Source organism: Enterocloster bolteae (assembly GCF_002234575.2).
Taxonomy (GTDB): domain Bacteria; phylum Bacillota; class Clostridia; order Lachnospirales; family Lachnospiraceae; genus Enterocloster; species Enterocloster bolteae.
Genome location: NZ_CP022464.2, coordinates 3,397,036 through 3,411,337 on the forward strand (window position 1 = coordinate 3,397,036; position 14,302 = coordinate 3,411,337).

Annotated in this window: 9 protein-coding genes; all 9 read right to left on the reverse strand. The window is 51.3% G+C overall.

Going from position 1 to position 14,302, the window contains the following annotated elements:
• Positions 1–2 precede the first annotated feature (2 nt).
• Complete coding sequence (locus CGC65_RS15955) at positions 3–296, reverse strand: hypothetical protein (RefSeq protein WP_002564386.1); 294 nt, start codon at positions 294–296, stop codon at positions 3–5.
• 11 nt (positions 297–307) lie between these two features.
• Positions 308–1,024, reverse strand: a complete 717-nt coding sequence (locus CGC65_RS15960) for a type 2 periplasmic-binding domain-containing protein (protein WP_002564387.1) — start codon at positions 1,022–1,024, stop codon at positions 308–310.
• Positions 1,025–1,064: 40 nt separating this feature from the next.
• The gene (locus CGC65_RS15965; RefSeq protein ID WP_007038711.1) at positions 1,065–3,776 is read right to left on the reverse strand and encodes a VirB4 family type IV secretion system protein; all 2,712 of its coding nucleotides are present in this window, start codon (positions 3,774–3,776) and stop codon (positions 1,065–1,067) included.
• Positions 3,773–5,836: an Mbov_0396 family ICE element transmembrane protein gene (locus CGC65_RS15970; RefSeq protein ID WP_007038712.1), complete on the reverse strand. Its 2,064-nt coding sequence runs from the start codon at positions 5,834–5,836 to the stop codon at positions 3,773–3,775. The genes CGC65_RS15965 and CGC65_RS15970 overlap by 4 nt, the downstream gene beginning before the upstream one ends.
• A gap of 21 nt (positions 5,837–5,857) precedes the next feature.
• A complete protein-coding gene (locus CGC65_RS15975) occupies positions 5,858–7,708 on the reverse strand; it encodes an Mbov_0396 family ICE element transmembrane protein (protein ID WP_002564390.1) in 1,851 nt (616 codons plus the stop codon).
• A 12-nt stretch (positions 7,709–7,720) separates the two neighbouring features.
• The gene (locus tag CGC65_RS15980; protein WP_002564391.1) at positions 7,721–9,433 is read right to left on the reverse strand and encodes an ICP22 family protein; all 1,713 of its coding nucleotides are present in this window, start codon (positions 9,431–9,433) and stop codon (positions 7,721–7,723) included.
• On the reverse strand, positions 9,430–11,433 hold the full coding sequence (locus CGC65_RS15985) for a type IV secretory system conjugative DNA transfer family protein (protein WP_002564392.1): 2,004 nt from the start codon (positions 11,431–11,433) through the stop codon (positions 9,430–9,432). The genes CGC65_RS15980 and CGC65_RS15985 overlap by 4 nt, the downstream gene beginning before the upstream one ends.
• A 253-nt stretch (positions 11,434–11,686) precedes the next feature.
• Complete coding sequence (locus CGC65_RS15990; protein ID WP_002564393.1) at positions 11,687–13,579, reverse strand: sensor histidine kinase; 1,893 nt, start codon at positions 13,577–13,579, stop codon at positions 11,687–11,689.
• Between the two features lies 1 nt (position 13,580).
• The gene (locus CGC65_RS15995; RefSeq protein WP_002564394.1) at positions 13,581–14,300 is read right to left on the reverse strand and encodes a LytR/AlgR family response regulator transcription factor; all 720 of its coding nucleotides are present in this window, start codon (positions 14,298–14,300) and stop codon (positions 13,581–13,583) included.
• Positions 14,301–14,302 lie beyond the last annotated feature (2 nt).

Below are 14,302 nucleotides of genomic sequence, written 5' to 3' on the forward strand. Positions count from 1 at the left end.
TATCACCCCCCTTTGGGGCCAATGGACGGGCTGGGGGAAGGCTTTGACACCTCCCTTTTCCTCCCGGGAGACATATCCCGGCTTCCCGCTTCCCTTCTGCGGGAAGCAGAAGCCTCCTCCCTCTCCAGCTGTTCAAAGGTAACAGGTTTTCTGTGCTGTCCCTCCGCCATGGCGCCCCTTTTTATTTCACCTGTATCATGAAGCCTTCCTGCTGCAAAATCCTCCTTCTGCTGCCGCAGCTCCTCCAATTCAATCTCCCATTTGACCCTGTTCTTGGGGCTGTCAAAATATGCCATTTTTTCCTCCATTACTCCGTCAGCTTATCAGTAATGCCCTGGTTCGCAAGTCCCAGAAGCCGGTACTGCAGCTCACCCGTATAAAAGGTATAGGTTTCCGGCCAAAGGCCGGGCAGTTCCTGAATCTGGATGCCTTCTGCCGCCATAAACTCCCTGGCTTCCGTCTCGCCGCACACATAAGCTGTGATGTCCCCCTTCGCAAGCCCGCTGACGGCATCCCCTGTCTCCACCTCCTTAAGCTCAATTCCGCTTAAGGTATTAAGCTGCCGCAGCACCGCAGGCCCCGTGTTTACGGAATAACCCACAATGCCGTCTGCCAGCGCTCCCCAGGAGTCCAGAACCGTGCCGTCTGCCACTGCCAGATAAGAGGCCCTTCGTCCATAAGCCAGGGAATATCCTTCGTCCTGACGTCCGGGAAGCACAGGGACTCCCACCGCCACGTGGGCCCTTCCCTGTTTCACTGCCGGGACAAGATCCTGCTCTTTTACCCGCTCAATCCGGAGGGTGACACCTATATCTGAGGCCATTTCCTCCAGAACCTGCTGCTCCAGCTCCCTGGCATACGCCTGATCCCAGGCAGACCGCTCCCCTTCCTCAGGCACGGCTGCCACAAGTCTTCCCTGGGCTTTAATCTCATCCACCCTGTCTTTATCCCCGCAGCCGGAAAGGCCCGGGAGTATCCACAGGAGAACCGCGGCAACGGTTATTTTCCTCACTATGCCCTTCATAAAAGCTGCAATCCTTTCCTCATAGCTGTAATCTTCCCGCCTATATGCCAAACAGCCGCTCAATATCCTTAGGTGTTTCAATATCAATGCTGCTACGTTCCGACGGAGAGGTAACCACGAACGCCCGGCCCCGGCCGTTGTTGATGATTTCATCCTGCTCGCTTTCATTGATGGCTCCCGCCTTCTCATAAAGCCTGCACAGGTCATGCATATCGTTAGGCGACAGGGGGAAAATAAAGGAATACTGGCAGGCGTTGATGACAGCCGTAGATTTTCTCGCCAGTTCTTCTGTTCCCACAAAGTCCTTAATGTTCTGGGTAATGATAATCTGCATTCCGTTATACTTTCGGATACGCTTGGCCATCTGGTACATGAAATCCAGGGCCACGGGATACTTGCTGTCGATAAATACATGGGCCTCGTCGATAACGATTATAATTTTTCTGGAGGCGCCGTATCTTAAGTTGTAGTCTCTGTTCTTGATAATTTCATTATCCAGCCACTTTAAAACAAGAAGCATCTGGGCATTGGCTACGGTATTATTCTTGTTGGCCAGCAGGGACTGGAAGTTAAACACAATAAAATTTTCCTGGGTGCTTATGGAGGCTTCACCGTTCCACAGTCCCGCGTTTCTTCCTCCGGTGGCAAATTTGGATATGTAGTTCAGCAACACCGTCAGATTCTTCTTGCTGTAATCCCCGGTGGACATCTGAAAATCATTGAGTATCTTCTCATACAGATCGTCAAAGGTGGGGTAGTCCCCGGGTGTCAGCCCGCTTAAATCAGTCTCTGCGTCAATTCCCTTTGCCTCGTACATCCGGATGGTAATATTATTCAGGTACTCCAGCGCGTCCGCTTCAATTCCCGGCAGTATCTGCCGGTAAAACTCTTCCAGGAACTGCATGTGCATATTAAAGCTTACTTTGGCACCCGGAATCTGGTTCTCTTCCTCATCCCCGTCAAGTTCATCTTCCTCATCCGAGAGTCCGGTGATGATGTGGAAGGGATTCAGTCTTCCCTCGGTGGCGCTTCCCACGTCTATAATCTTTCCCTTAAGGGAACGGGCCAGCCCCAGATACTCGTTCTCCGGATCCAGTATGAATATTTTACTGTTCTCCGCGGCCAGGTTGGCCAGAATACTCTTGGTTGCATAGGATTTACCAGAACCGGACTTTCCAATCACCACCATATTGCTGTTGACCCGCTCCTTGTTCCTGGCAAAAAAGTCCAGGAATACAGGACGCCCTGCGCTCTTTCCCAGGCAGATCCCTTTCTTTTCCATCATTACCTTATACACGTATGGGAATGCCGCGGCCACAGAGCCGCTGTGGATTCCCCGCCCGTCCTTGGAAAATGCGTCGAAGGCGGATATATGGCCGGAAGCGTAGGCATCAAACTGCCGCATAAACATATCTGAGGATTTGAACCCCCATTCCGACAGTTCCCTGCGGATCTGACGCTTCATGCCGATTCCCTGGCCCGGGGGCCTGTATCCCGGTCCCAGCAGCTCCGGAGACGCCTCATAGTCATAGGCTGTGATGAAAATATTCACGTCCATTAGTATCTCGTTATCCCCCTGCAAAAGCGAAAGCACCTCAGCAAGGGTATCTATATGGCTGCCCAGCTCCATCAGACGGCTGGTTTTTCCAGTGCTGGCTCCCTGCTCCCGCAGTTCATCAATCGCCCTGTCAATCTGTTTAATTCCCTTATATCTGTCAATGGGCCTCATCTTCAGCGTTACACGCACATCAGGCCGGTTAAAAAGGGCATGGCCCCATGCATTGGGTACCACAATGGGATAATCGGTTACCCGCAGATTATGGGTTACAAGGCCGTCATAGGCAACCGTCCTGGATGTAACCGCCAGCTTATCCGGAAGAATCCAGTCCATGTACTGGTCCGGTGTCAGCTTCCACGCCTCCCGCTCGTCAAAGACTCCGCTGTAGTTGTATTTCAGGAATATAGCCAGCTCCTGCTCTTTGAGAATTCTGCATTCTATACCATGGGGACCTAAGGTATCCACCATGTTCTGTGCCTGCTCTGTGAGACGCCCCCTGTCCCGCCCGAAAAACACCATATAATGAAAGGGCAGATATACCGTCTCTTTATTATTAAACAGCTCCAGCTGGCTCATCCGGTCCTGTATAATCCCGATACGCACCGTCAGCTCCTCATCTGTCATCAGTCCGCGGATATAGGCTGCTTTTAAATCCTCCATCTTTTTTTCTTCGCCTTCGATAAAGCTGTCATAGAGCACCGGGCGGTCCAGCTTTACCATAGCGGCGGAATCTGTGTCATTGACTGTCCGAAGGATAGAACCATACACCTGGTCAATAAGCTGGTTCTGGCGCGGCTCCGTAAGGAATCTGAACTCAATGGAGGGAATCTCCACCACTACCCCCAGGTAAGAGGTTCCATATTCAATAAACATATCTGAGATGCCTGTAAACGGGGTCACCCCGGCTACAGGTATCTGCCCCTTTTTCTCCGGATGCTTTACAAACTCTTTATAGCTCATGGCATATCTGATTGCATAATACAGGCTCTTATATGCCTTCTCGTCATCCAGAGGGATAATGGAGGCTGAAAAGACAATAAATACAATCAGGGCGGCCATCCATCGCAAAGGCAGGTTGGACAGAAGCATAAAAAGGGTCAGGGTCACCCCTGCTGCCGCAATCACAATGTCCAGCAGTTCAATTCCCTTAAAAAATTCCATGGAAACCCTGGTTTTTTTTGGTATTATTCTCATTTTTTATCCCCTTTGCTTTTATCTGGATTGAGCCTTGTACCATTGGGCAGTTTGGGCTTCTCTGGATAGAAGGCGATTTGTCCCTTATTAATTCCGCTGCTTATAGGAGTTTTGTCAATCTTACAACCAAAGGTGCGCTCCAGACGCATTCTATCGGCAGGGTTAAAATACATTAAACTGTTTTTATCATCAGACTGGTGCTGAAGCCAATTTGTAACGTACCGGGACCGCTCCTTGGGATCGGAATAAGACAAAGCCTCCTCCCTGACCTTGGCGATTTCATTTCTTTGCGCAAGTACGGCGCTCTTCCTTTTAGCAGGGTACATAAAGTCTACGGTGCCGTCCTTATTTCTTATAAACGCATTATCCTTTCTAAATTGGTCGTAACCGTATTTAAAAGGCCTCTTATCATTTTCAAAGTTTATATGCTTTAAGGTACTCTTCTTTACATTCTTAAGGGCTGCCTTTGAAACAGGCTCCAGCTGCCTTGACCTTCCTCTGGCAGGACGGTGCCCGCCTATGGTAAAGCCGGAACTGTTTTTCAGCTCGTCATAAATAACGGCCTTCTTAAACTTTGGCTGCTTAGGCGGCTTAGATCGCAGGCGGCTGGTCCTTACCTCACTCCGGGCCCCGGACCCCTTAGGATCTCCGCCCTGAAGCCGGGTTCCCACATCCTTACCTGCGCCGGTAATCTTCTCCTCCAGCTTTCCGGATACCTTCTGCTCCAGCCGGTTCTTAATTGCCCTGAATGGGGCAGCGGCAAGCATGGCCGCTCCATAGGCATCCCGGTTGCTCTCCTGCTCCAGCCGTCCTGCGGCTTCATTCACCAGACCGGTCAGCAGGCTGCCTGCTTTGTACACGGTCCAGGCCCCGCCCATAACATAGAGGGCTGCCATGACAATCCTGCTCTCTCCCCCCATGCCCTCAGCTGTTATTCCTCCCCTGAGAATCAGGGGCATCAGCATCAGATAAATCTTCATCAGAACAACGGTACCGTAGCCTGTAAAAAGCTTTCCCATAAACATCCCGAACCACTGTTTAAATTTCTCCCCGTCATCCAGGGGCATCATTGCCACAAAGTAAGGAGACACCAGGTACAGCAGAAGGATTTCAAATATCCTCCGTATGACTGTCAGGAAACAGAGGAAGAGGATAACGCACAGGAAAATAGCGGTCCATCCTCCCATCAGATAATCGAATCTGCTTAAATCAAAATTGAGAACCACATTGGGTATGTTGGTATATCTTTCATAAGTGTCATTCAAATAAAAGTTCTTTCTCGGCTCCTTTGTTATATCAAAATCCGGGTTGGCTTTGTCCAGCACCTTAAAGCCAAAGCCCTCATCCAGTTCCACCGTTCCCCATTTGGACATATTATTCTCGCTGTCCCAGGCCGCGTTTACGGATGCAATGGTAAATATGGTGCTGCCCAGAGTACTCCTCCCTCCATTGTCATCAAAGGACACTGCGGTGTTAAGGGTTGTAAGTATAATCATGGACAGCTGTATCATGAACCAAACCGCAAAGGGAATCAGGAAAGCGCCCAGAACAGATTTAAACAGCTGCTTGAGCACATGGCTTACCGGCCGTTTATTTTCAAAATCCAAGTCAAAGGACGACTTTGCCACCCCGAATATAGTCAGAAGCAGGGCAATACCCACGCCTCCCAGGGTGATAACCTTGAAGGCCTCAGAGATGGCGGTGCTGGTGAACAGCACCTCTAAAAGGCTCCCTGTCACGGCAGCTCCCTCTCTGCCATTGGGATAGTAGGTAACCGGCTCCAGGCCAATAAAGATATCAAACGCCTTTTCCAGACAGTCCACCACCATCAGATATCCTATAAACTGCAAATAGTTCATAAAGGCGCCCAGCACCTCTACTACCCGAATCACCCAGTAGAACACAACCTGGAGCACAGGAAGGAGTATGGGCCCCAGGATGTACTGAAACACATATCCCCAGGCAATGTTTATAATCGAAACCACAAAATCAAACACAGGTGTGACAATACTTGAGAGGACCTTTTCATATACCCACTCATAAATCCCCAGATATGACATCTCCACCTTATCAGCACCTCCTTATCCGTCTCTGTCCCCGGAATCCTTTGCCGCTCCCGCGGCGCCAGAGGCCGCCCCCTGGACCCCCTGCTTTGCCGCCCCCACAGCGTTTTTGGCCGTGGATTTGGCTGCGGATTTAACCGCGTTTTTAGCTGTGCTGCCGGCCGTCTTGGCAGCCGTCCCTACTGCCTTGGCCCCTGCTGTGGCGGCTGCCTTGGCCCCTGCTGTGGCGGCTGCCTTGGCTCCTGCCGCTCCCGCTGTGGCCGCAGCGCCAGCGCCTCCGGTGGCCAGACCGGTGCCCAGGCCTACACCTGCAGCCACACCCAGCTGAACGCCAGTCGATGCCGCCTTCCTTGCCGCTCCCACCGTATATCCCATGGCCAGCATGGTGGATGTCTTGGCATCCTCTGCCGCTTTAGGGTTGAGGATCTCCAGGAACATGGCGCAGCTTTTATATACAGCAAACATACCTCCCAGGAAAAATATGGTTTTAAGTATGGAATCAATCATGGATTCCTCCAGAGAAGGTGAATTCCTGTCCACAAGGCCCATGTTCACCAGTACGCTGTCCATGGCCGAGTGGTTCTCCATATAGCTCATGCCTGTTTTTTCCCAGGCGAAATCCACAGCCTCTTCCATGCGGTTTACCTCCTCCTGATACGCAGGGTTACCGGAGCCCGGAATTTCTATTCCTCCGGTCTGCTCCCTCAGATTATCAAAAAACTTATCTTTGGTCTGGTCATAGACACCTCCCGCGTACAGCCGGTCCATTACAAAGGAGCTGCCAAGGCTCAGGTTATCACTGAAAATCAAAGGCAGCAGCAGCATGAATATTTTCAGGGCATAGATAACTCCAAATCCCGCCAAAAACTTGGCTATAAACATTTCCCTCCAGCGCTTAAACATATCCCCCCGGTCCAGAGGGATTGTCGCCACAAAAAATGGAGCTACAAGGTACAGCAGCACCAGTTCCAGCAGCCTGCGTATAAACTGTATAAGCACGCCTGCCAGCATGATAATCATGAAGATGCTTGCGCTGAAGCCCAGAAGATAATCAATTTTGGCCGCGGAGAAATCAGAGCCCGAATCCCTGAAATCCAGGTAATCCTTATCACCGTTCAGATAACTGCGGCGCAGGTCGTCGCTCATACTGGGCGGCAGGTATTCAACACGGAAGGCCGAATCAAGACTGGTCAGTATCTCATAGGTAAACTTATCGCCCAGCCCTTCCGCAACATCTGCCGTCTCCTGTAAGACAGGAATCTCAAAATCCGCCCTTCCGGCTCTTAAGCTGGCTGTCAGGAAGATGTAAAGGCCCATGCTCGGATCCCCTGCGGTGCCGGACTCGGCCTGTATGACCGCTTTGGTCTGCTTTATCAGAGCCGAGCTCAGCTGCATCAGGGCAATGCACAAAAAGGGTACCAGCATAAAGGAGACACAGGCTTTCATGGCATCCTTCAGCACCTGGCTGATGGGATTCTTGTTTTCCAGCGTGGAGGAGGACATGGAGCGCACTATGGCAAAAATGGTAAATAAAAAGCATATGCCTACGGCCACCAGAGTTATCATCAGAAAGCCTTTGCTGACCGCGTCCTGGTTGAACACCATCTCCATAAAGGTCATTGGCTTGTTATCCACAATAACATTCTCAGTGCCTGCGAAAATGCCTATCATTGTTTCCAGGGAGTCCAGAATCTTGCACACTGTAATCAAAAAGAAGTATGCCAGGATGGAGACGCTGTGGGACAGTACATACATTGCTTTTTCATAGAACAAGGACAGGATTTCCGTCATAACCGGCACAAATATTTCGTTAAATAAAAGCACCATTGTGGTATAAAGCACATCAGTAAAGCCCTTTGCCACTTCCATTCCATCAACTCCTTACCGAACCGTCAGATTCCTTTTTTTCCGAACCAGCATCACTGCTCCTGCCGTTATGGATATGACTATCGCCGCTATGGCAATGACCCCATACATATTTACCTTATACCGCAGTGAGAATTCCTTAAGGGTCTGGTTGCCGGCCCTGTCTGTTACTGTCAGTACATAGCTGCCTGTTTCGGTTATCGTAAATCCGTTAAATTCCCGCGGTTCCCCGCCGTTCTTTGCCAGGGTCACAGAGGCCAGATCCGTGGAACTGTAGATTATCCGGGCCGTCTGCCCCTCTATCTCCACTTCCACTGCCGGAGGCTCCGTGTCCCGGTTAAGCTCTACCTCCAGAGTCTCCCCGTAATCTCCTTTCAGGGTAACAAGGTAGCTTCCGTCGGCCTCCATGGTGAGCAGAGTTCCCTCTCCTGTGTCCAGGGAATTCCCGTTAAAGGAAGCTGCTGAAATCCTGGTCCCTTCAGGCGCGCTAAAGGTATCCCGGTTAACATATGTATTGCTGATTTCAAAGGTAAACTCATATTCCCCGGATACCAGACGGTATATTCCGTATTCCGCCGCCTCCTGCCGCTCGTTCAGGGCTGTTTCCTCCTCCCCTCTGTAGAGAGTGTACTGCCCTTCACCCGGATAGATTGCCACGGACTGGTTAATGAGCATTCCTTCCGGCACGCTGGACCGGAACGTAAAGCCGTTCTCCAGGGTTACCAGGTACATCTTTTCATCCTCCAGATAAACCTGGCTTCTCCCGGAGACTTCTCTGCCTTCCCTGCCGGAACCCCTTCCTTGGTCTGAACCATTCTGACCGGAATCCCCCTCCTGGCCCGCACCGTCCTGACCGGAATCCTTCTCCTGGCCCGCACCTTCCTGGCCGGAATCCTCTCCCTGGCCCAGGACGCCTTCCGAAGATGCGTGAAGCCCCTGGTCCGTGTTCCCTGCCTCATTATCTGTCCCGTCATTGCTTCCTTCCCCTGCCTCTCCTTTATCCCCGGATTCGGAAAAGAGCTGGCCGGCCAAGGCTGCCGCAATGTCATCACCGGCAATCCCTGACTCCGAAGTAATCTGGTTCAGCAGTCCTGCGGTATCACTTCCGGTGAGTCCATCTATCTGCCGGGCCAGGGCGCCTGCGGCTCCTGATACGGCGCCTGACGCGTCCTGCCGTTTCTCATCAATGCGGAACCGGAATACGGTTCTGTACTCTTCCTGCTGGGAGAGGGGAACATTCTTATCATATACTGCTGTTAAGCGCATAACATAGGTCCCTCTGTCCGACAACAGCTGGCCGGATGTATAGTTCATGGGCACGCCGTCCTTCTCAGCTGTACAGAACACGTCCACAGGTATCTCCACATATACGGGGCGATCCGTTATTCCTCCGTTGGATACATTGGAATAAATAAAATATCTGCCGTCTATGGAATGTTCATATAAATCATAGTCACTGTGATACTTCTCTCCCATGGACACCTCATGTATCCTTGGACCCGCCAAAGCGCTGTCCTCCTCCAGAGCGGTCTGCGCCGCCCCCGGTCCGTTGAATACGTCCTCTGCCCCTCCCTCTGATATCCAGTCCTCTGCCTCAGTATAAATCCTGGACAGATAGGAGTCTGCCGTGTCATCGTTATAGGAAGCTGCCAGCGCCCTGTCCGGCAGCCCAGCCGCCATACAGCAGCCTGCAAAAAGCAGCAGTCCCTTTTTTATTCCTCTGTTCATTCCGCAGACACCTCCATCTCTTTTTCCTGCCGACTGGCAATGATATAATTGCGCTCATCCAAATCATAGTAAACCTCGTCCCCGAAAAAGGCGTTCATCCGTACCTGGCTTAAATCCATGGTCTTCATCTCATAGAGAGGACACTTGTAGCTGGGCGTAAACTGGGTCTTTAAGGGATAATTTCCAAAGGTTACGATAATGGCGTTGCCGGTGCTGTTCTTATTGTTCAGCTTCTGCAGCTCCGAAGGGTATATAAGGGGCCTGGTCTGCACCTGGCTGGATACATTGATGTTCCCTGTCTTGTCCCCCAGAGTAGAGGATACGCTCTGTGTGGAAACAGTCTTGTTGCCGCAGAGCTTTGAGAATTCCTCACAAGTTTCTATATCATTGGAACCAATAAACATTTTCAGGCCGCAGTTGCTCTTGATGATATTGCTTATGGTCTGCCCATATACATTGTCTAACTGGGCATAGGACTGGACTACCATGTTGAACCAGATTTTACGGCTCCGGCCAACAGTTATCATTTTGTCGAACTTGTCTATCTTAGGCATGTTGCCGAACTCATCCAGGATGAAGTATACATTTCTCGGAAGGCTTAAATCCTCCCTGGCGGAGGCCACCTTAATCAGCGCCTTGTAAATGCACAGTACGAATACGGCCGCCAGGGCATGGCGGGTATCCTTTTCATCCGGTATCTTAAGGAACAGCGCCGTAGGCTCGGCTGCAAACTGCTGGGGATCGATATCCGTCTCCGAGGTAAGGGAGCAGAGTCCCTCGTCGTTAAACATAGAGAGCTTATCAAACGCAATGGACATATAGCTGGCCAGGGTGGTATCGGCCGCTGACAGAACCTGCCTTGAAAGTCCAACTGACTTGGACAGCTTGGGGCGTCCCATAAAATATTCTTTTAAAGCCCTGAACTCGTCCTCCGAATTGCTGATAGCCTTGTTTACATTATAGAAGCAGAACTTCTCCCTGGTCATCTCCAGCTCCGGATACTCGCTGTCCTCCAGCATGGCCAGGCATACTGCCATGATAATGGAACGGGCTCCTTTTTCCCACACAGGATCGTCCTGGGATTCAATGGGACAGATCACGCTGATAAGGTCATTTAAATCTTCGTAAATCTCATCATATATCTTCTGCTTTTCCACCTTGATAACAGTCAGCAGCTCCCTGCGCACAGCGTAGGCTTTTCCCTTATACTCGTACCACACATCCTTATACTGGTCCGCCTCATTCACCAGCTCCAAACCGCTTTGCCTCACGTCCGTGTCGCACTGGAAGATTCCCTGTCCCGCCTTAAGGTAAAGCTGGTACCTGTCATAGATATCTCCCAAAGGGTTCCAGCGGAAGGAGCTGTAAGGATCCCTTAAGTCCAGAACCATTACCTTATAGCCCTGTTCCGCCAGCATGCCGCTGTGAAGCTGGAACAGCTCTCCCTTGGGATCCGTGCAGATCATGGAAGAACCGGCTGAGGATTTCCCCAGTATCTGAATCATGGGGTTGATAAAGGATGTGGTTTTACCGCTGCCTGTGGCGCCGATTACAAGGCCATGCATGGGCTTGGCAATGTTGATGTTGAGCTCCTTCTTTTTCTTGTTGTACACCGCGTATACAGGAATCCCGTCCTTTTTTTCCTCTTTAAGTCTGGTAAAACGCTTCGGGGAGAAATTATCATCCTTCTCCTTGTCGGTCATAAAGCGTGAATTCTCCAGGGAACTTTCAATACTGTCCTCCTTGGCCTTCATCAGACGTTTGGCCCGTTTTACAGTTCCCACGTGGAATACCAGGTACAGCATATAAACCATTACCGTGACCACCGCTCCATATATCCAGACAGCCGGCTTAAGCAGAAGGCCCGGATTCCAGAGTCTTCCCCAATCCCGGGTTAAAATGGCCGGAACCAGCTCCGTCAGCATCATGGCGGTAAGGTACCCCAACACCATCACCACCACAATACCTCCTAATATGTATCCTGCTATCTTCTTTATCATAGGGCCCTCCCGCTTTCGTATATGCTCCATATGCCTTCTGTCCATAAAATCTCGGACAATCACTGCTTTTTTATTGCTTTCATACTACAATAGCATTTATCCTGAAACAATAGCCTGCGACCGAAAGTCAGTTTTTCCGACCGAAACTCAATCCCCCTTCCGATTTACCCTTACAAGTGCCTCCCCGCCCATTAGAACATATGCCCGCCGGGTACACAAAAACAGGCGGCACAGCCGTGAAGCCGCGCCGCCCTTATCCCTCATCCTTTAGCGGCAGGATAATGGAAACCTTGAATACCTTCTCCTCCGGCACAAAGGTGCCAATCCCCCCGTGACGTTTTACGATGGCCTTTACCGACTCCACTCCAATCCCCACGCTCTCCCGCTTGGAAGACCGGAAATATCCCCTTTCATACTGCACATCCCCCATAAAGCTGTTGTCCAGCACAATGGACAGGCGGCTGTCGTCCTGAAGGCATCTTAAGAATATGAACTTCCTGCCCGACTCATGCCGTTTGCAGGCTTCTACCGCATTTTCCAGCAGATTTCCCATAACCACGCATAACTCATCATCAGGAAGAACGGTCCGGCCCGGAACCATAACCCGGATATCTGTTTCAATCTTCTCCTTCTCTGCCAGGGCAGTGTAATGGCACAGTACTGCGTCCAGCGCATAGTTGCTGGTAAATGTAACAGGCCCCATCGAATCCATGGCAGGTGAAAGCTGTCCCAGATACGCCTTTACATGCTCCAAATTTCCCTCCGCCGCATAGGCCTGCAGCAGTCTTATATGATGGCGCATATCATGGCGGATCCGTCTGGTTTCCTCAATTCTGGCATTGAGCTGGCGGTAATGATCTCTCTGCAGAGCCAGCTGCCGGTTCATCCGTCCTGTCTCTGTTACAAAAAAGGTTCTGGCCCGGAACGCGTCCGCCATATCCTGCCACAGAATACTCAACATTCCCACCATAATGACCACGCAGCCAATGGTCAGGAAGCTTCCGCCTATTATAGGCTCGTACAGCGGCAGAAGCTCTTCCATAAACAGGGCGGAAACAAGTACAACCGCAATTACCAGCAGGGTCTGGGAACGCTCCATTCCCTCTGCCATCGCCATATATGCCACCAGTATAAGGTGACAGGCAATGGCAAATTTATACCACTGGGTAATATAGCTGAACAGATCCGCCGCGGCCGCCGTCCCATACTGGGCATAACAGCCGTATACCAGGGCCAGAATACAGAATATTCCCATGGCGGCGGACACCTTTCCCCCTTTGATGCGGTACAGGTCATTTTCCAATATGACCATCAGCCAAAGCATGGCGTAAAAGCAGAACACCTGGATCCCGTACCAGGGCTGCAGCCCCAGCTGAATCCTCTCCCGCGCCAGAGGCCACAGCTGATACCCTACGAAGCACAGGCAGAACAGGCAGAAGAGAAAACCTCTCCACCAGCGGATTTTCACAGCCAGATGAAGGGAGAGACCGGCTGCGGACACAGCCAGCCCCAGAACCATCACCTTCAGCAACAGCCCCACATCCCGTATCCCGGTCACGGCATCGTAGACTCCAAGAAGCGGCGGACTGAAGTTCTGGGAATGAAAGGCGCCCAGAGCCGCGGCCTGTATGATAAGCTCTGTGTCCCGGCCCTGGGTGAGAGGAAAGACAAACCGCTTCATACCGGAGCGGACATCCTCTATGCTTCCCCATTCCCGGACCAGCTCTCCCCCGATATAGACCCTGCTTGCCCCTTCTATCTCAGGCAGTTCCAGGGCAAAGGGACCGCCCTTTTCCGGCAGCTCCAAAACCAGGCGGTATGTACCCTTTGTTCCCCTTTGATTCCGCCTCATCTGTCCATATTTTCCTACTGCCGCAGTTACACCGGCAGGTTTCTCCGCTCCGTCAAACGCGTCCGGTCCCAGAAGCAGATCGGGATAGAACTCCCATCCCGTAACAAGATACCGGTATGGATTCTCCTCCATATCCCCCAGCGTCAGCTCCAGTCTTCCCAATTCCGGCTGCTTCCCCCCCACCGTGTATTTATTATCTGCATAGTAAAGAATAAGTATGAATAAAACAGAGAGAATGGCTGAGGCAGTAATAACAATAATAGGCCGTAAACTTACCAATTTCTGATTTTTCATCTTACCTCCGCAGATCCTTCAGGGCATATTCCATATATTCCTTTTTTACCTGGGCCCTGCCTCTGACCCGTACAGGCAGGGTTTCCCCATTTTTCAGACGAATAACAGAGTCTCCCACCTCCTGAATCCAGTCCATATTCACGTAAATCCCCCGGTTGCAGCAAAGGAACCTGGAATCCGGCATCAGCCGCCCGGACACAGCCATAAAGGACTCCGCAGCCTCCAGTACGGTATCGCTGGTATGTATCCGCACCATACGTTTAAGGCTGTCCACGTACAACAGTTTACTAAAGGGCACCACAGCCTCCACTCCGCCCTTCACCATCACCGTAAGTCCCCGTCCCGCCTCCAGAAGCTCTCTGGTAAAGCAGTCCAGGGCCAGGGCCAGATCCTCATAGCTCAGGGGCTTCATCAGATAGTAGGCGGCCCTTACCCGGTAGCTGTCCACCGCGTAATCCGCGCTGGAGCTAAAGAACACCAGACGGCAGTCCTTATCTCGCTCATATACCAGAGAGGCTGTCTCCATACCGGTAATCCCTCCCATATATATATCAAAGAATATAATGTCATAATGCCCCGGCTCATAAGCCTCTAAAAATGCTTCTCCGGATTCAAACTCTTGAATCTCAGGTACTGTCTGATGCCCGGAAAAATATTGGTCAAGCATACCCTTAAGCAGTTCTCTGTCCTGCATGGTATCATCCACTACTGCTATAATCATTG

Excerpts from the sequence above, each read along its gene's own strand:
- CGC65_RS15960 (WP_002564387.1), bottom strand. The coding sequence starts at position 1,024 with ATGAAGGGCATAGTGAGGAAAATAACCGTTGCCGCGGTTCTCCTGTGG.
- CGC65_RS15955 (WP_002564386.1), bottom strand. The coding sequence starts at position 296 with ATGGCATATTTTGACAGCCCCAAGAACAGGGTCAAATGGGAGATTGAA.
- CGC65_RS15980 (WP_002564391.1), bottom strand. The coding sequence starts at position 9,433 with ATGAACAGAGGAATAAAAAAGGGACTGCTGCTTTTTGCAGGCTGCTGT.
- CGC65_RS15995 (WP_002564394.1), bottom strand. The coding sequence starts at position 14,300 with ATGATTATAGCAGTAGTGGATGATACCATGCAGGACAGAGAACTGCTT.
- CGC65_RS15975 (WP_002564390.1), bottom strand. The coding sequence starts at position 7,708 with ATGGAAGTGGCAAAGGGCTTTACTGATGTGCTTTATACCACAATGGTG.
- CGC65_RS15965 (WP_007038711.1), bottom strand. The coding sequence starts at position 3,776 with ATGAGAATAATACCAAAAAAAACCAGGGTTTCCATGGAATTTTTTAAG.
- CGC65_RS15970 (WP_007038712.1), bottom strand. The coding sequence starts at position 5,836 with ATGTCATATCTGGGGATTTATGAGTGGGTATATGAAAAGGTCCTCTCA.
- CGC65_RS15985 (WP_002564392.1), bottom strand. The coding sequence starts at position 11,433 with ATGATAAAGAAGATAGCAGGATACATATTAGGAGGTATTGTGGTGGTG.
- CGC65_RS15990 (WP_002564393.1), bottom strand. The coding sequence starts at position 13,579 with ATGAAAAATCAGAAATTGGTAAGTTTACGGCCTATTATTGTTATTACT.